This is a genomic window from Variovorax sp. Varisp85, from assembly GCF_047304045.1.
Classification (GTDB): Bacteria; Pseudomonadota; Gammaproteobacteria; order Burkholderiales; family Burkholderiaceae_C; genus Variovorax.
The window spans coordinates 39,411-56,182 of record NZ_JBGLYN010000003.1; the positions used below are offsets into that span (position 1 = coordinate 39,411).

Annotated in this window: 15 protein-coding genes and 1 pseudogene; 11 read left to right on the forward strand and 5 right to left on the reverse strand. The window is 68.2% G+C overall.

Annotation, left to right across the window (positions count from 1 at the left end; genetic code table 11):
* Positions 1–7 precede the first annotated feature (7 nt).
* A complete protein-coding gene (locus ACCC97_RS02385; protein ID WP_235507914.1) occupies positions 8–586 on the reverse strand; it encodes a hypothetical protein in 579 nt (192 codons plus the stop codon).
* 70 nt (positions 587–656) lie between these two features.
* Positions 657–968, reverse strand: a complete 312-nt coding sequence (locus tag ACCC97_RS02390) for a phosphopantetheine-binding protein (RefSeq protein WP_007837856.1) — start codon at positions 966–968, stop codon at positions 657–659.
* A 194-nt stretch (positions 969–1,162) separates the two neighbouring features.
* Between ACCC97_RS02390 and ACCC97_RS02395 the strand changes: the two genes are divergently transcribed.
* On the forward strand, positions 1,163–2,677 hold the full coding sequence (locus tag ACCC97_RS02395) for a helicase HerA-like domain-containing protein (protein WP_007837857.1): 1,515 nt from the start codon (positions 1,163–1,165) through the stop codon (positions 2,675–2,677).
* Positions 2,678–2,697: 20 nt separating this feature from the next.
* Here the strand turns inward: ACCC97_RS02395 and ACCC97_RS02400 are convergent, their stop codons facing one another.
* Complete coding sequence (locus tag ACCC97_RS02400; protein ID WP_007837859.1) at positions 2,698–3,339, reverse strand: NrsF family protein; 642 nt, start codon at positions 3,337–3,339, stop codon at positions 2,698–2,700.
* A complete protein-coding gene (locus tag ACCC97_RS02405) occupies positions 3,336–3,926 on the reverse strand; it encodes a sigma-70 family RNA polymerase sigma factor (protein WP_007837861.1) in 591 nt (196 codons plus the stop codon). The genes ACCC97_RS02400 and ACCC97_RS02405 overlap by 4 nt, the downstream gene beginning before the upstream one ends.
* Before the next feature lie 113 nt (positions 3,927–4,039).
* Between ACCC97_RS02405 and ACCC97_RS02410 the strand changes: the two genes are divergently transcribed.
* From ACCC97_RS02410 to ACCC97_RS02455, 10 genes are all read left to right on the forward strand, one after another.
* The gene (locus ACCC97_RS02410; protein ID WP_007837869.1) at positions 4,040–5,350 is read left to right on the forward strand and encodes a GTP cyclohydrolase II; all 1,311 of its coding nucleotides are present in this window, start codon (positions 4,040–4,042) and stop codon (positions 5,348–5,350) included.
* Positions 5,347–6,756 (forward strand): URC4/urg3 family protein, encoded by a 1,410-nt coding sequence (locus ACCC97_RS02415; RefSeq protein WP_413331495.1) that lies wholly within the window; start codon positions 5,347–5,349, stop codon positions 6,754–6,756. Before ACCC97_RS02410 ends, ACCC97_RS02415 begins: the two co-directional genes overlap by 4 nt.
* 35 nt (positions 6,757–6,791) lie before the next feature.
* Entirely contained in the window at positions 6,792–7,421 is a 630-nt protein-coding gene (gene upp, locus ACCC97_RS02420) for a uracil phosphoribosyltransferase (RefSeq protein ID WP_007837874.1), read from the forward strand.
* 151 nt (positions 7,422–7,572) lie between these two features.
* Positions 7,573–8,574: a BMP family protein gene (locus tag ACCC97_RS02425; protein WP_413331496.1), complete on the forward strand. Its 1,002-nt coding sequence runs from the start codon at positions 7,573–7,575 to the stop codon at positions 8,572–8,574.
* 10 nt (positions 8,575–8,584) lie between these two features.
* Positions 8,585–11,398, forward strand: a complete 2,814-nt coding sequence (locus ACCC97_RS02430; RefSeq protein ID WP_413331497.1) for a polysaccharide deacetylase family protein — start codon at positions 8,585–8,587, stop codon at positions 11,396–11,398.
* Positions 11,395–12,366: a 5'-methylthioadenosine/S-adenosylhomocysteine nucleosidase gene (locus ACCC97_RS02435; protein ID WP_007838860.1), complete on the forward strand. Its 972-nt coding sequence runs from the start codon at positions 11,395–11,397 to the stop codon at positions 12,364–12,366. Before ACCC97_RS02430 ends, ACCC97_RS02435 begins: the two co-directional genes overlap by 4 nt.
* 46 nt (positions 12,367–12,412) lie before the next feature.
* Entirely contained in the window at positions 12,413–14,020 is a 1,608-nt protein-coding gene (locus tag ACCC97_RS02440; RefSeq protein WP_413331498.1) for an ABC transporter ATP-binding protein, read from the forward strand.
* Entirely contained in the window at positions 14,020–15,081 is a 1,062-nt protein-coding gene (locus ACCC97_RS02445) for an ABC transporter permease (protein ID WP_413331530.1), read from the forward strand. Before ACCC97_RS02440 ends, ACCC97_RS02445 begins: the two co-directional genes overlap by 1 nt.
* Positions 15,082–15,148: 67 nt before the next feature.
* Positions 15,149–16,072 (forward strand): ABC transporter permease, encoded by a 924-nt coding sequence (locus tag ACCC97_RS02450; RefSeq protein ID WP_007838850.1) that lies wholly within the window; start codon positions 15,149–15,151, stop codon positions 16,070–16,072.
* Positions 16,072–16,521 (forward strand): hypothetical protein, encoded by a 450-nt coding sequence (locus tag ACCC97_RS02455; RefSeq protein ID WP_413331499.1) that lies wholly within the window; start codon positions 16,072–16,074, stop codon positions 16,519–16,521. The genes ACCC97_RS02450 and ACCC97_RS02455 overlap by 1 nt, the downstream gene beginning before the upstream one ends.
* A gap of 16 nt (positions 16,522–16,537) precedes the next feature.
* Here ACCC97_RS02455 and ACCC97_RS02460 read toward each other — a convergent pair.
* A pseudogene (locus tag ACCC97_RS02460) lies at positions 16,538–16,648 on the reverse strand (AraC family transcriptional regulator); the annotation flags it as partial.
* Positions 16,649–16,772 lie beyond the last annotated feature (124 nt).

Below are 16,772 nucleotides of genomic sequence, written 5' to 3' on the forward strand. Positions count from 1 at the left end.
GCCTGTGTCATTGGCCGCCGGGGCTGGTGTCCACCGACGATGTGCCGTAGAACGCGCGCACCGCATCCACGAGGCGCGTGCGTTCGAATTCGGGATGCAGCCGGTAGCGCAGCAGGTGTTCGCCGACGAACAGCAGCGTCACCATCACCGGCGACAGCACATTGGCGAACAGCGACCACTCGGAGAACGGCCGTGTCAGGTAGATGAGGATCGACGCCAGCACCGTCAGTGCGAAGAAGCCGGTCCAGATGCGCGTGAGCTGCGTGGTGTAGGCCAGCATGTGGCCCTTGAGCGGATGCACGCGCTGCGCGAACTGGGTGATCAGCGGCAGGCCGCGGCCGCGCAGTGTCGAGCCGAACCAGCCGCACAGGGCTGCGTTGATGGCCACGTGCTGCAGCACGTACAGCCGGTTGGGATCGCCCGCCTCACCAAGGAAGACGAGCGAAAAACCGCCAATGCCCAGCACGGCCACGGCGGCAAGGCCCCAGCGGCCGAACCAGCTGGCGGCCAGGCCCATGGCAGCGAGCCAGAGCGGGCCGAGCAGCACCACCACCGCCCATGGCTCCGTGGCGTGGAACAGCGTCATCCAGTGAGAGAGGCCGGCATATGCAACCCCCACCACCAACAGGAGTGCTATTCGCCATCGCGACATGGGATCAGGAAGCCACGCGATGCTGGGCGACGTGGGTCGCGAGCGTGCGCAGCGACTGGAAAATCTGCTGGTTGCGTTCGTCGTCCGAACGCAGTTGGAACCCATAGCGGCGCGAGACTTCGAGCGCCACTTCGAGGATGTCGATGGAGTCGAGTCCCAGGCCTTCGCCATAGAGCGGTTCGGTCGGCACGATGTCCTCGGGGGCCACTTCGAGATTCAGCGCGCTCACGAGCAGCACGGCCAGCTCTTTTTCGATCGGCGACTGTTCGGAGGCATCGCCAGTGGCGGGAATGGGGGGCTGAGCAGTCGATGACAAAAAAACCTCCTGAAACTTTTGCCTGAACTATCGTGCGGGTCGTGGATTATAGGAGGGCCGCTTAGGGCCTGTTCGCCCTGTGCAAGGGGGTCGCGTTGCTTCGAAAAGGGGCTGGCTGTGGCGAGCTTCGCGACCCCCTTGCACAGGGTGCACAGGCCCTAGACTACCCGCTTCGATACGACCCGGAGCGCCCCATGGCCGACCCCCTTCTGATCGCACGGCATGAAGCCATCGAGTGCAATCTTCTCCCCAGCCTGGCCAACCGCCACGGCCTGATCACCGGCGCCACCGGCACCGGCAAGACCGTCACCCTGCAGACCATCGCGGAGAAGCTGTCCAGCATCGGCGTGCCGGTGTTCATGGCCGACGTCAAGGGCGACCTGACGGGCGTCAGCCAAAAGGGCACTATCGGCGACAAGCTGGCCGCCACGCTGAAAGAACGCGGCATCGATCTGCCCGAGCCCTCCGCCTGCCCCGTCACGCTGTGGGATGTGTTCGGCGAACAGGGCCATCCGGTGCGCGCCACCATCTCCGACATGGGCCCGCTGCTGCTGGCCCGCATGCTCGACCTGAACGAAACACAGGCCGGCGTGCTGAACCTGGTGTTCAAGATCGCCGACGACAACGGCCTGCTGCTGCTCGACCTGAAAGACCTGCGCGCCATGCTGCAGTACGTGGGCGAGAACGCGAGCCAGTTCACCACCCAGTACGGCAACATCAGCGCCGCCAGCGTGGGTGCCATCCAGCGCGGCCTGCTGCAGATCGAGACCCAGGGCGGCGACAAGTTCTTCGGGGAGCCGATGCTCAACATCGCCGACTTCATGCAGACCGTGGGCGGCAAGGGGGTCATCAACGTCCTCGCGGCCGACAAGCTCATGAACTCGCCGCGCCTGTACGCCACCTTCCTGCTGTGGATGCTGTCGGAGCTGTTCGAGCAGCTACCCGAAATCGGCGATCCCGAGCAGCCCAAGCTGGCCTTCTTCTTCGACGAGGCCCACCTGCTGTTCAACGAGGCGCCCAAGGCGCTGGTGGAACGCATCGAGCTGGTGGTGCGCCTGGTGCGCTCCAAGGGCGTGGGCGTGTATTTCGTCACGCAGAACCCGCTGGACATTCCCGATACGGTGCTGGCCCAGTTGGGCAACCGCGTGCAGCACGCGCTGCGCGCATTCACCCCGCGCGACCAGAAGGCCGTGAAGGCGGCCGCCAGCACCATGCGCCAGAAGCCGGGCCTCGACATCGAAACCGCCATCACCGAACTCGCGGTCGGCGAGGCGCTCGTGAGCTTCCTCGACGAAAAGGGCCGCCCGAGCGTGACCGAACGCGTATTCGTGCTGCCGCCGGGCAGCCAGCTCGGCCCGATCACGCCCGACCAGCGCAAGGCGCTGGTCACGGGCTCGCTGGTCGCGGGCGTCTACGAGAAGACGGTGGACCGCGAATCGGCCTACGAAAAGCTCAAGGGCCGCGCCGAGAGCGCCCCCGACGCGCCCGCGGTTGGTGCGGGTGGCAAGCCCGCGGCCGAATCGTCCGGCTCCGGCATGGGCGGCATGCTCAACGACATGCTCTTCGGCACCACCGGACCGCGCGGCGCGAAGCACGACGGGCTGGTGCAGACCATGGCCAAGTCGGCGGTGCGCACGATGGGCACCTCGGTAGGCAAGGAGATCCTGCGCGGTGTGCTGGGCGGGATCTTCGGCAGCAAGAAGCGCTGAGGAGGCCCCCTCGGGGCCGCTTACCAGCGCAGCAGGCGCGGCCCCAGCGCGGCGCCAGCCAGCACCGGCACCGCGATCCCGCTCACGTACCAGACTGCGAGAAACGGCGCGGTGAGTTCCATGCAGTGCAGCGCATAGATCGCGGCACCAACGCCTCCGGCCAGCGCCCCGGCCGCGGCCCCCGCCAGCGCCGGCCGCGTGGGCGCCATCCCCTTGAGCGCCACCAGCGTGGCCGCGAGCACCGGCAGCGCCATCAGCCCGATGCTCAGCGCGCAGATGCGCCATGACTGCCCCATCAGCGAGGGCATGCGCGCTTCCATCGGCAGGGTGAACCAGGCGGCCACCGCCAGCACCCACACCCCGAGCACCGGCAGCGCCGCGCCGACCCAGGCGCGCCGCGGCGCCACACCCGGCCGCGCAAGCCGCTCCACGGCCACGAAGCCGGCCGCTGCGATGCACAGCGGGAACAGCACCTTGACCCAGAACATCGGCCAGAACATGGCCTGCACGATGTCGTACCGCACGCCGTACCCGGCGAACAGGATCGCGAACGAGAGCGGCAGGCCCAGCAGCACCGCCAGCCCGATGCGCCGGCCGGCGCGGCGGCGCGGCGCGGCCACCTCGCCATTCGCCAGCATCGCGACGAGATCGTCGGTCTTCATGCCGCACTTCCCCAATTGCTGCCGCACCGCGCCGCCAGCGCCTTGAGCCCGCGGTGGATACCGACCTTCACGGCCGACTCCGACATGCCGGTCAGGCTCGCGGTTTCCGCCACCGACAGGCCTTCGATCTTCACGTGCACGATCGGCAGGCGCTGGCGCTCGGGCAGGGTTTCGAGCAGGCCGCCGAGGTCGCGCTTCGCATCGCTGGCCTCCTCGGCCGATTCGGTGAACACAGCCAGGTCGTCGTCCAGCGGGTCATGCAGGTCTTCGCGGACCGACTTGGCGCGCAGCAGGTCGATCATCTTGTAGCGCGCAATCGCATGCACCCAGGCCGTCAGCGGCTGGTCGCTCTGGTAGGTGTGGCGCTGGTTGTGCATGGCGAGCAGGCATTCCTGGACGAGGTCTTCCACTTCATCGGGCCAGCCAAAGAGGCGCTTGCCCAGAAAGGCGCGCAGGTGCGCGCTGAGTCGCTGCAGGAAGTCGCGGTAGGCCTTCGCGTCGCCGTCGAGGCCGCGAAGGAACAGGCTGCGCAGCGCCGCTTCCGCGTCGCTCGGGTTCACCCTGCTGCTTATTGTGTTTCGTGCCATCGGGCCGGCCGGTTACAGCCGTGTCGAAAAAAAGATTCCGGCTGATTGTGCCCAAGCCATCCGCTTGCAAGCGCCACACGCCATCGGTACATTGTGTTTTTTGAGGGCCTCCAATGTCTGCAGACAGTACAACGATCCCTTCCGTCCCCGGCGGCGTCACGCCCCTCCCCCCGCTCCATCCCTCGACGTCGACCGGCCACATCCGGCTTACCTCGCACGCGGGCGGCTTCGGTGCCCTGCCCATCCAGTGGGGCGCGGCCACCGCCACCGAACGAGGGCCGGTCGTCGGCACCACCACCAAGCGCGCGCACCGCAACGTCATCGGCACGCACAGCGGTTCATACAGCGTGTACCGCGCGTTGGCGGTGGCGGCAGGGGCGCTCAAGCGCGAGCACAAAGCCGACCTGACCAACACCGCGCCGACCGACGTGATCGGCCCGTATCCGCAGTGGAGCGATCCGGGCCGCATCGTGTCACTCGACCCGTGGGGCGCACTGGTGGCCGATGTGTTTTCTGCAGAACTCGCGGCGGGCTACGACATCCGCCCGACCATCGCGATCACGAAGGCCCACGTGATCCTGCCCGAGGTGATCGAGGCGCTGCAGAGCGGCCGCCTCAAGGCCGATGGCAAGTTCCTCACCGCCGGTGGCGCCGCGATGGTGACCAAGGCCGCCATCGAACCCGTGTGGTACCTGCCCGAGGTGGCGCGGCGCTTCGGCTGCTCCGAGACCGACCTGCGCCGTACGCTGTTCGAAGAGACTGGCGGCATGTACCCCGAGCTGGTCACGCGCTCCGACCTCGAAGTGTTCCTGCCGCCCATCGGTGGGCAGACGCTCTACATCTTCGGCAACCCGCGCGACCTGGCCAATCCCGACGTTGAGCTCACCGCGCGCATCCATGACGAGTGCAACGGCTCCGACGTGTTCGGCTCCGACATCTGCACCTGCCGGCCCTACCTCACGCACGCCATCGAGGAGTGCATCCAGGGTGCGCAGCGCGGCGGTGTCGGCCTGATCGCCTACTCGCGCAAGGAAGGCCGTGCGCTCGGCGAAGTGACCAAGTTCCTGGTCTACAACGCGCGCAAGCGCCAGGTCGGCGGCGACACGGCCGACCAGTATTTCGCGCGCACCGAGTGCGTGGCCGGGGTGCAGGACATGCGCTTCCAGGAGCTGATGCCCGACGTCTTCCACTGGCTCGGCATCAAGAAGATCCATCGGCTCGTGTCGATGAGCAACATGAAGTTCGACGCGATCACCGGCTCGGGCATCGAGATCGGCGAGCGGGTGAACATTCCCGACGAGCTGATTCCAGCGGACGCCCGCGTCGAGATGGACGCGAAGATGGCCGCCGGCTATTTCACGCCCGGCCCGGTGCCGGACGCCGACGAACTCAAGAAGGCCAAAGGCCGGGGACTCGCCGAATGAGCAACAGTCACGACCAATTCGACAACATGCCGGTCGACGGATCGGGCAGCTTGCCGCCGGGCGGCGCGGGCGAGATCGACCCGTCCATCGAATTCACGGCCGACACCGCGCACCCTGCCGGCGCTGCCAGCCTGCTGCGCACCACAGCCGCCATCCGGCAGCGCGCGGGCGCCCTGCTGGCGCGCGCGCGCCGGGGCGAATCGCAGTGGTTCCGCATCGGCGGCGACGACACGCTCGAAGACGCCGCACGCACCGTCGCGGAGGTCACGCGCGAGCGTTATCCGTGGGACACCATCCCGTACCACAGCCGCTGGCGCCATTTCGAGGCGGGGGGCGCCGACCGGCTGAAGCAGCTGGACGAGTTGCTCGGTCCGCGCATCGATGCACGGCAGCGCGCCCGCGCGCACATCGACCTCGTGCTGGTGAGCGTGCTGCTCGACGCCGGCGCAGGCCCCGACTGGGGCTACACCGAGCCGGCCACGGGCGCGCGCTTCACGCGTTCCGAAGGGCTGGGCGTGGCGAGCTTCCACGCCTTCACCAGCGGACTTTTCTCGTCGAACCCCGACCATCCCTGCCAGGCCGATGCGGCCGGCCTGCGCGGCCTCGTCACCGACCGGCTCGGCGACGCGTTCCAGGTCAGCGAAGTCAATCCGCTGGTGGGCCTCGCGGGCCGCGCGGTGCTGCTGCGCCGGCTTGGCGAAGCGATGAGCGAGCAGCCCGAGACCTTCGGCGAGGACGGCCGCCCCGCCGGCATGTTCGACGCCCTCGTGGCGCCCTTCGGCGCCGCCACGCCGCCCACCGCAGAGATCACCGCGCACCAGATTCTTTCGCTGCTGCTGGAGACGCTCTCGCGCATCTGGCCGGCGGCCAACGCAGTCGACAGCATTGCCGCCGACGGCAGCGACAGTGCAGGCGGCATCGGCTCGGGCGACCCGGCGCTGGCGCTGGGCGACTGCTGGCGGCACAGCGCGGTGCGCGGACCCGGCCTCACCAATGGCTGGATGCCCTTCCACAAGCTTTCGCAGTGGCTCACGTACTCGCTGCTCGAGCCCTTCGAGTGGGCCGGAGTGAAGGTGCGGCACCTCGACGCGCTCACGGCCCTGCCCGAGTACCGCAACGGCGGCCTGCTGATCGACAGCGGCGTGATCGTGCCGAAGGACCCCGCCTTCCTCGAGCGCCGCTGGAAGGTGGGCGACGAGTTCATCGTCGAATGGCGCGCTCTCACGGTGGCGCTGCTCGACGAGGTGGCACCGCGCGTGCGCAAGGTGCTCGACCGCACCGAGGAAGAATTGCCGCTGGCCTGCGTTCTGGAAGGCGGCACCTGGGCGGCGGGCCGGGCTCTGGCACAGCGCTTGCGTGGCGGTGCTCCGCCTCTGCTGATCGAGAGCGACGGCACTGTCTTCTAGACTCCCGGTTTTCAGCAACGATAGAAAAAATTCCAATGAGCAACGTCCACCTCGTCAACCACCCCCTCGTCCAGCACAAGCTCACCCTGATGCGCCGCAAGGACGCGTCCACCAACAGCTTCCGCCGGCTCCTCAATGAAATCAGCATGCTCATGGCCTACGAGGTCACGCGCGACATGCCGATGCAGGACATCGAGGTCGAGACCCCGCTCGAGACCATGCAGGCCAAGGTCATCGACGGCAAGAAGCTGGTGCTGGTGTCGATCCTGCGTGCCGGCACCGGCATCCTGGACGGCATGCTGACCGTGGTGCCGGGCGCGCGCGTCGGCCACATCGGCCTGTACCGCGACCCCAAGACACTGACGGCCGTGGAGTACTACTTCAAGATGCCGGGCGAGATGGAGAACCGCGACGTGATCGTGGTCGACCCGATGCTGGCCACCGGCAACTCGGCCGTGGCCGCAGTCGAGCGCCTGAAAGAGCTGAACCCCAAGTCGATCAAGTTCGTCTGCCTGCTGACCTGCCCCGAAGGTGTCGCAACCATGCAGAAGGCCCATCCGGACGTGCCGATCTACACGGCCGCGATCGACCGCGAGCTGAACAGCCACGGCTACATCCTGCCCGGCCTCGGCGACGCGGGCGACCGGATCTTCGGCACGAAGTAAGGCTCGCCCCCAGGCTGCGCGCACTTCGTGTCGCTTCGCCTTCCCCCTACCGGGGGCAACACCAGCGGCCCGGCAAAGCCGGTTCCGCGGTGTGCCCCGAACAGATGCGCCATCGAGGCCACGTTTTTTTCATAGACCGAGGAGAAGCACCGTGACAGCACGCCGTCAGTTGATCATTCGTTCCGTCGCCATCGCCGCAGCGCTTGCGGCGGGCGCGCCCGGCCTGGCGCTCGCACAGGCCAAGCTCAAGGTGGCGGCGGTGTACACCGTGCCGTTCGAGCAGCAATGGGTGGGCCGCATCCACAAGGCGCTGAAGGCGGCCGAGGCGCGCGGCGAGATCGAATACAAGGCCACCGAGAACGTCAGCAACGCCGACTACGAACGCGTGATGCGCGAGTACGCCACCGGCGGCAACCAGCTGATCCTCGGCGAGGTGTTCGGCGTGGAGGCGGCTGCGCGCAAGGTGGCCAAGGACTTTCCCAAGGTGGCCTTCCTGATGGGCTCGTCGCTCAAGCCGCAGGCACCCAACTTCAGCGTGTTCGACAACTACATCCAGGAGCCGGCCTACCTGAGCGGCATGGTGGCGGGCGGCATGACGAAGAGCAACCGCATCGGCATGGTCGGCGGCTTTCCGATTCCCGAGGTCAACCGCCTGATGAACGCCTTCATGGCAGGCGCCAGGGAAACGAACCCGAAGGTGGAGTTCAGCGTGAGCTTCATCAACAGCTGGTTCGACCCGCCGAAGGCCAAGGAAGCAGCCTTCGCCATGATCGACAAGGGCGCGGACGTGATGTACGCCGAGCGCTTCGGCGTTTCGGACGCGGCCAAGGAAAAGGGCAAGCTCGCCATCGGCAACGTGATCGACACGCAGGGCCAGTACCCCGACACGGTGGTGGCCTCCGCCCTGTGGAACTTCGAGCCCGCTGCCGACCGCGCGATCAAGCTCGTGAAGGAAGGCAAGTTCGTGGCCGAGGACTACGGCGTGTACGCACAGATGAAGCACAAGGGCTCCGAGCTCGCGCCGCTGGGCACCTTCGAGAAGAAGGTGCCGGCAGACATCGTCGCCAAGGTGAAGGCCAGGCAAGCCGACATCCTGTCGGGCAAGTTCACGGTGAAGGTGGACGACAGCCAGCCCAAGTCCACCGCAAAGTAGGCATCGTCGAATGCAAATGAATCGTGTGCGGTGGCAGACCGCAAGCCAGGCCGTGGCTGTCGTGGCCTTGGCGCTCGGCCTCGCCGCGTGCCAGCGTGAGCAACCCGTGGCTGCGGCGGCGCCCGCCGCGGCGGCCACGCCTCCTGCGATGGCCGCATCGGCGGCAGCGCTCCCAGTGGCCGCGGCGCCGGTCGGCATCCCGCCCCAACTGCAGGAGCGTGCCGATGCCCTGCTCGCCGCCCACCGGCAGATGATCGTGCTGATGACCGGCGAGCGCACGCTCGACGCGGCCGAGAAGCGCGCGGTCGGCGCGGTTGGGCAACTGCTGTTCCATGACATGCAGGAGCGCCAGCGCGCACTGGTCGCCCAGGCCGGCGAGGAATCCGACCCGGCCACGGTGCCCGCATTGAACGCGCTGCTGGACCGCATCGAAAGCGAGCCGAGCTGGTTCGATGCCGACCGCCTCGCGTTCAAGGAATTCCTCGGTGAGCTGAGCACGCGCTACGGCCAGGCGCAGTCGCTGTCCGGCCTCAAGCTCGGCCGCCGCGCGAGCGAAGACCTGGTCGTGCTCGCCGAGATCGAGCAGGCCTACGACCGTGAACTGAAGGACGTGTTCGGCCGTTTCGCGCAGCGCGGCATCGAGCCCAAGCGGGAAAAATGGGCCGACTACGTGGCCAAGCTCCAGGGCATCTATTCGCGCGAGAAGATCCTCAAGGACTTCGGCGCCATCGTCCCCTACACCCAGCCCGCGGGTGGTGCCAAGGAAAGCGCCGCTGATTCGCGCGAGATCTTCGGCACCTCGCTGCCCCCCAAGACCGTGGTGCTGACCTTCGACGACGGCCCGCACGCCAAGCACACGGACGAGATCCTCGAGATCCTCAAGCGCTACGACGCGCCGGCCATCTTCTTCGAGCTCGGCCAGAACCTCGGCAAGCTCGATGCCCAGGGCAAGGCCCAGCTCGGCGCCAACGGCGCTGTGGCCAAGCGCGTGCTGGCCGCGGGGCATGTGCTGGCGAACCACAGCTTCAGCCACGGCATGATGGCGAAGATGAGCGACGACGCGGTGCGCACCGAGGCCACCGAAACCGAGGCCTTGCTCGACGTCACCGGCCGCCCGCAATCCACGCTGTTCCGCTTTCCCTACGGCGCGCGCAACGAAGACAAGCTCAGCACGGTCGAGGCGCTCAAGCTGCGCTCGATGCTGTGGACCGTCGACTCCATGGACTGGGCCGACCCGGTGCCCAAGTCGATCGCCGACCGCGTGCTGGCCGAGGTCGACAAGGCCAAGCACGGCGTGATCCTGTTCCACGACATCCAGGGCCGCACCGTGCAGGCGCTGCCGACGGTGCTCGACCAGCTGGTGGCCGACGGCTACCGCTTCGCCACCTGGCGCGACGGCAAGTTCGTCGTCAATGCGCCCAAGCGCGCGGCACCGGACGACGGCATTGCCGCCGCCGCTGCCGGCGACACGCTCTACCGCGAAAGCTACGCGCTGGTGATCGGCATCGACAAGTACGCCAGGTGGCCCGGTCTGCATCACGCGGTGCTCGACGGCAAGGCCATGGAACAGGCGCTGGTCACGCGCTTCGGCTTCAAGCCCGAGAACGTCACGGCGCTGTACGACGGCGACGCCACGCGCACCAACATCCTGCGCACGCTCAACGACAAGCTGACCGACAGCAAGCGCGTGAAACGCGACGACCGCGTGCTGGTGTTCTTCGCCGGCCATGGCAGCACCCGCAAGCTCGCGAGCGGGCGCGACGTCGGCTACATCATCCCGGTCGATGCGTCGCTCGACGACCTGGCGGCCGACGCCATCTCCATGCCGCAGCTGCAGGAAGTGGCCGAGGCGCTGTCGGCCAAGCACGTGTTGTTCATGGTGGACGCCTGCTACTCGGGCCTGGGCCTCACGCGGGGCGGCGGGCCGCGCGGCAGCAAGAACTTCCTGAGCGACAACGCGCGCCGCATCGGCCGCCAGATGATCACCGCCGGCGGCGCCGACCAGCAGGTGGCAGACGACGGCCCCGGCGGCCATTCGGTCTTCACCTGGACGGTGCTGCAGGCGCTGTCGGGCAAGGCCGACCTCAATGGCGACGGCGTCATCACCAGCACCGAGCTCGCGGCCTACGTGGCGCCTGCCGTCTCGGCCATCGCGCGGCAGACGCCTGCCTTCGGCAGCCTGCCGGGCTCGGAGGGCGGCGAGTTCGTGTTCGCACTGCCGACCGAGCGCGAAGGCCTCAGCGGCGACGTCGTGCAGCTCGATGCCGCGGCCAGCCAGGTCAACAAGCGCATCGACGAGGCCAACGAGCAGGCCGTGCACGCCGCCGCGGCGACGCCCAAGGCCGCCGCCGCCATCGAGGTGGTGGTGAAGAACCTGGACGGCGCCGAGGCCAGGCTGACGATGCCGGCCGCCGCGCCGCTGCCGCCGCGTGTGGCGGCCCAGCGCGCCAACGACCGCGGGCTGCAGCTGTACCGCGAGCGCCGCTACGACGAGGCCGAAGCCGCCTTCACCGAAGCGCTCAAGCAGCAGCCGCGCTTCGCGCTGGCGGCCAACAACCTCGGCTTCCTGTACTTCAAGCGCGGCAAGCCGGTCGAGGCTGCGCGCTGGTTCGAGCAGGCCATCGACATGGACGGCAGCCGCGCCCTCGCCTACCTGAACCTCGGCGATGCGCAGCTGCAGGCCGGCAACGACGCCAAGGCGCTCGCCGCCTACACCACCTTCGTCGGCCTGGCGCCGAAGCACCCGCGCGCTCCCGCGCTGCAGGCCTGGATCGCCACGCCCGATGCCGCGCATCGCCCTGCACTACCACCCACCAACTCATGACGCCCCACCACACTTCATTGCTGCAACGCCTGCGGGGTCCGGTGCTTGCCGCCACGCTCGGCCTCGTGCTCTCGGGTTGCGTCGGCGTCTACAGGTCGCCCGATGTCGTCAGCACCGACAGCAGCACGCGCCTGGACAGCACGCCGCGCATCGCAGTGCTCTCAGCCTTCGAACCCGAGCTCAAGCTGCTGCTGACGCGCCTGCAAGGCCCGGTGAAGTACAGCGTGAACGGCGTGGAATTCACCACCGGCACGCTCGAAGGCAAGCCCGTGGTGCTGTTCCTGTCGGGCATCAGCATGACGAACGCGACGATGAACACGCAGCTCGTGCTCGACCGATTCCGTGTCACGAACATCGTGTTCAGCGGCATCGCGGGCGGCGTGAATCCGTCGTTGCACGTCGGCGACGTCACGGTGCCGGCCCAGTGGGGCCAGTACCTCGAGGTGCTGATGGCGCGCGAAACCGCACCCGGCAAGTACACGGCGCCGCCCTTCATCACCGACGCCACGCGGCCGAACTTCGGCATGATGTTCCCGCGCCCGGTCGAGGTGCGATCGGCGGCGCGCCCCGAGATCCAGCGCAAGTTCTGGTTCGAGGCCGACCCGAAGATGCTCGACGTGGCGCGCGGCATCCGCAGCGTAGACCTTGCCAACTGCAGCGCCGGCAAGTGCCTGCCGCGCAAGCCGCAGCTGGTGGTCGGCGGCAACGGCGTCTCGGGCCAGGCCTTCATGGACAACAAGGCCTACCGCGAATACACCTACAAGACCTTCCAGGCCAACGTGCTCGACATGGAAACCGCGGCCGTGGGCATGGTCGCCTATGCCAATGGCGTGCCCTACATCGCCTTCCGCTCGCTCAGCGACCTCGCGGGCGGCGGCGACGGCGAGAACGAGATGGGCACCTTCATGGGCATTGCGGCGGACAACTCCGCAAAGGTCATGCTCGCGTTCCTCGCTGCGTGGAAGTGATCCCGCGTCCTCTCCCTCCCTTCCAGGGGGAAGGAGCAAGGCCTTCATGAACACCACGACCGTTCTCCGCCTCGAAGGCATCACCAAGCGCTTCGGCTCCCTCGTCGCCAACGACGCCATCTCCCTCGACCTGCAGGCCGGCGAAGTGCTCGCGCTGCTTGGGGAGAACGGCGCCGGCAAATCGACGCTGATGTCCATCCTGTTCGGCCACTACGTCGCCGACGAAGGCAGCATCGAAGTCTTCGGTGCACCGCTGCCGCCGGGCAACCCGAAGGCCGCGCTCGCCGCCGGCGTGGGAATGGTGCACCAGCATTTCACGCTGGCCGACAACCTCAGCGTGCTCGACAACGTGATGATGGGCACCGAGCCGCTGTGGCTCCCGGTGTCGCGCCGCGCCGCCGCACGCACCAGGCTGCTCGAGGTGGCCCGGCGCTTCGGCCTGCCGGTGCAGCCTGATGTGCAGATCGGCAGCCTCTCGGTCGGCGAGCGCCAGCGCGTGGAAATCCTCAAGGCGCTGTACCGCGGCGCGCGCATCCTGATCCTCGACGAGCCGACCGCCGTGCTCACGCCGCAGGAAAGCGAGGCGTTGTTCGCCACGCTCGCGCAGATGGTGGCGCAGGGCTTGTCGGTCATCTTCATCAGCCACAAGCTCGGCGAAGTGCTGCGCGTGTCGCACCGCGTGGCCGTGCTGCGCGGCGGCAAGCTGGTAGCCGAGGCGCGCACCGCCGACACCACGCAGGCGCAGCTCGCGCTGTGGATGGTCGGGCATGCGGTCGAGGCGCCGCAGCGGCGGCCGGCCAGATCAGTGGGCGATGCGGTCTGTGTGCTCGATCACGTGAGCACCGTATCGGACAAGGACGGCGGGCAGGACCATTCGGCCGGCCTTCGCGAGGTATCGCTGACGCTGCGCGCCGGCGAGATCACCGCCATTGCGGGCGTCTCCGGCAACGGCCAGGTCGCGCTCGCCGAGTTGCTGAGCGGCACGCGCCGCGCCATCTCTGGCACCGCCCAATTCATGGGCCGCGCATTGCCGCCCTCGCCCGCCCGGCTGGTGCAGCGCGGCGTCGCGCGCATTCCGGAAGACCGGCATGCCGTCGGCGTGGTCGGTGATCTGCCGGTGTGGGAGAACGCGGTGTCGGAACGGCTGCGCAGCCCGGTGTTCTCGCACTGGTCGTGGCTCGTGAAACGCACCGCCACCCGGCTGCATGCGCGGCGCATCGAGAAGGCATTCGACGTGCGCGGCGCCGGCCTGATGGCCCCGGCCCGTTCGCTCTCCGGCGGGAACATGCAGAAACTGATCCTGGGGCGTGCACTGCTCGCGCCTGAGCAGCCCGAAGCTGCCAAAGGCGACGACAACAGGAAGCACCCGAACCGCGCGCCGCGCCTGATCGTCGCGCACCAGCCGACCTGGGGCCTCGACATCGGCGCGGTGGCCTATGTGCAGCAGCAACTGATTGCAGCACGCGACGCAGGCGCGGCCGTGCTGCTGATCTCCGATGACCTCGACGAAGTGCTCGCGCTCGGCGACCGCGTGGCCGTGATGCATGGCGGCCACCTGGGCGAAGCCCGCCCGGCCACCGCGTGGACGCGTGAAGCCATCGGGCTGGCCATGGCCGGCGCGACGGCGCCTCGATCCAAAGGAGCCGCAACATGATGCGGCTCGAACGACGCCACGAGACCTCGCGCGCCGCATTGGTGCTTGCCCCCATCGGCGCGGTCGTCTTCACCATGGCGGTCAGTGCGCTGCTGGTGCTGTGGGCCGGCGCTCCGGTCGGTCGCACCTATGCGCTGCTGCTGCAGGGCGGCTTCGGCTCGGTGTTCGCGTGGAGCGAAACGCTGACGCGCGCGATCCCGCTGATCCTCACCGGGCTGGCGGCCACAGTCGCATTCAAGGCGCGGCTGTTCAACATCGGCGCCGAGGGCCAGCTTTACGCTGGCGCGCTGGCCGCCGTGGCGGTGGGCGGTATGCATGGCGGCACCGGTTTCGAGCTGTCGCCTTGGCTGCTGTTTCCGCTGATGATGCTGGCCGCCGCCATCGCGGGCGCACTGATGCTGCTGGGCCCGGCGCTCATGAAGAACCGGCTGGGCGTGGACGAGGTCGTCACCACGTTGCTGATCAACTTCATCGTTCTGCTCGGCGTCTCGGCGCTGCTCGACGGGCCGATGAAAGACCCGAGCGCCATGGGCTGGCCGCAGAGCGTGTCGCTGCAGTCCGACCTCGAACTGGGCAAGCTCGTCGCGCAGACGCGCGTGCACACCGGACTGCTGTGGGCCGTGTCGCTCGCCGTGACGGTGTGGGCTGTCTTCAAGTACACGGTGCTGGGTTTCGACATTCGCGCCGTGGGCGCGAATGCGCGCGCCGCGGCCTTCGCCGGCGTGCCGGTGACGCGCACCGTGATGATGGTGGCGCTGCTCTCGGGCGCGCTGGCCGGGCTGGCGGGCGCGATCGAGGTGGCGGGCCGCACGAGCTACGTCACGCTCGACATGTCGCCGGGCTACGGCTACACGGGCATCGTGATCGCGATGCTGGCGGGGCTGCATCCGCTGGGCGTGATCGCGGCCGGCGTGTTCGTAGCGGGCGTGCTGGTCGGCGCCGACACCATGAGCCGCGCGGTCGGCGTGCCGACCTACATTGCGGACGTGATCGTCGCAGCCTCGCTGATCGCGGTGCTGGTGGCAACGCTGCTGACGCAATACCGGGTGCGATTCAAATGACAGCATGTCCCTTCCCGATCTTGCACCCACCCCAGTCCTCCCCCGGAAGGGGAGCGAGGAATACAGCATGACCGACCTGCTCGACATCCTCGCCAACCCGGCTTTCTGGGTCGCGGTGCTGCGCATCGCCACGCCGCTGATTCTGGGCACGCTCGGCGTGCTGCTGTGCGAGCGCGCAGGCGTGCTCAACCTCGGCATCGAAGGAATCATGGTCGCGGGCGCCTTCACCGGCTGGCTCGCGGTGTATGCAGGCGCGCCGCTGTGGGTCGGCGTGGGCGTAGCCGCGCTGACGGGCCTGGTGTTCGGGCTGCTGCACGCCTTTCTTACCGTAGGCCTGGCGCTCTCGCAGCATGTCTCGGGGCTGGGCATCACGCTGCTGGCGACCGCGCTCAGCTACTTCGGCTACCGCGTGAGTTTTCCAAAGGTGAACACACCGCCGACCATCACGCCCTTTGCGCCGATGGACTGGCTGCCCATTCCGATCCTCAATGCCCAGACCGCGCTCACGCTGTTCGCGCTGCTGCTGGTGCCCATCATCGGCTGGGTGCTGTACCGCACGCCGCTCGGCCTCGCGCTGCGCATGGTCGGCGAGAACCCGCAGGCGGCCGAGAGCCAGGGCGTGTCGGTTGCGGCCACGCGCACGGGCGCCATCGTCGCGGGCTCGGCGCTGATGGGCGTGGCCGGCTCGTTCCTCACGCTGTCTGCCTTCAATGCCTTCTTCTTCAACATGGTGAACGGCCGCGGCTGGATCTGCGTGGCGCTGGTGGTGTTCGCCTCGTGGCGTCCGGGCAAGGCGCTGGTCGGCGCGCTGCTGTTCGCCTTCTTCGACGCGCTGCAGCTGCGGCTGCAACAATCGGGCGATGCCATGCTGCCCTACCAGCTGTACCTGATGCTGCCGTACCTGCTGTCGATCCTGGCGCTGGTGCTGGTGGCGCGCAAGGCCAGCTATCCGCAGGCGCTGATGAAGCCCTATCGCAAGGGGGAACGCTGATGGTGAAAACAACCGCTGCAACGCTGCTTGGCGCGCTGTTGACGTTTGCCTGCACAGGCGCGAATGCACTGGGCAGCGACTACAGCTACGACACCTTCAAGACGCCCGATTCGGTCAGCTGGGTGCAGCTGTGCGGCACCTGGGGCAAGACCCATCAGGGCACGTACCGCGTCATCCATGCCGACCAGTACGCGCAGTCCTTCCTCTATGTGCAGTGGATGGCGCGCGATGCCAATGGCGGCCTGCATGCCGAACACACGTTGGCGATTGCCGAACTCGACGACCATGCCGAGATCGCGCTCACCGACCTCACCTGCCGCGCCACGCCGCGCGGCATCGTGGTGACGGCGAAGGCGACGTCCGGGCATGACGACAAGCTGCGCCGCGTGACCATCGAGGTCGGGCCGACGGCGGGACAGTACCGCTACCGGGGACAGCGCATGCGCTGACATCCCGGCTCGCCAGTTAGCGCAATTCGCCGCGCTGCGCGAAATAGCGCGCCGGCGAATCCCCGAAGCTGCGCTCGAACATCGCGATGAAGTTGCTCGGCGTGGCATAGCCGAGCGCATCGGCAATATGACGGCATCGACCTTCTTCATCTCTATCGTGCTCCAGCAGGTGCTGGGCTACGGTCCACTCCAGCTGCAGGGTTGCCGGGCGGCATTTCTGGCCACTGCCGCGCTCGGCGCGCTCGCTGCGT

Coding starts and splice junctions, on each gene's coding strand:
- ACCC97_RS02385 (WP_235507914.1), bottom strand. CDS start 586: ATGACGCTGTTCCACGCCACGGAGCCATGGGCGGTGGTGGTGCTGCTC.
- ACCC97_RS02395 (WP_007837857.1), top strand. CDS start 1,163: ATGGCCGACCCCCTTCTGATCGCACGGCATGAAGCCATCGAGTGCAAT.
- ACCC97_RS02400 (WP_007837859.1), bottom strand. CDS start 3,339: ATGAAGACCGACGATCTCGTCGCGATGCTGGCGAATGGCGAGGTGGCC.
- ACCC97_RS02405 (WP_007837861.1), bottom strand. CDS start 3,926: ATGGCACGAAACACAATAAGCAGCAGGGTGAACCCGAGCGACGCGGAA.
- ACCC97_RS02410 (WP_007837869.1), top strand. CDS start 4,040: ATGTCTGCAGACAGTACAACGATCCCTTCCGTCCCCGGCGGCGTCACG.
- ACCC97_RS02415 (WP_413331495.1), top strand. CDS start 5,347: ATGAGCAACAGTCACGACCAATTCGACAACATGCCGGTCGACGGATCG.
- upp (WP_007837874.1), top strand. CDS start 6,792: ATGAGCAACGTCCACCTCGTCAACCACCCCCTCGTCCAGCACAAGCTC.
- ACCC97_RS02430 (WP_413331497.1), top strand. CDS start 8,585: ATGCAAATGAATCGTGTGCGGTGGCAGACCGCAAGCCAGGCCGTGGCT.
- ACCC97_RS02435 (WP_007838860.1), top strand. CDS start 11,395: ATGACGCCCCACCACACTTCATTGCTGCAACGCCTGCGGGGTCCGGTG.
- ACCC97_RS02440 (WP_413331498.1), top strand. CDS start 12,413: ATGAACACCACGACCGTTCTCCGCCTCGAAGGCATCACCAAGCGCTTC.
- ACCC97_RS02445 (WP_413331530.1), top strand. CDS start 14,020: ATGCGGCTCGAACGACGCCACGAGACCTCGCGCGCCGCATTGGTGCTT.
- ACCC97_RS02450 (WP_007838850.1), top strand. CDS start 15,149: ATGACCGACCTGCTCGACATCCTCGCCAACCCGGCTTTCTGGGTCGCG.
- ACCC97_RS02455 (WP_413331499.1), top strand. CDS start 16,072: ATGGTGAAAACAACCGCTGCAACGCTGCTTGGCGCGCTGTTGACGTTT.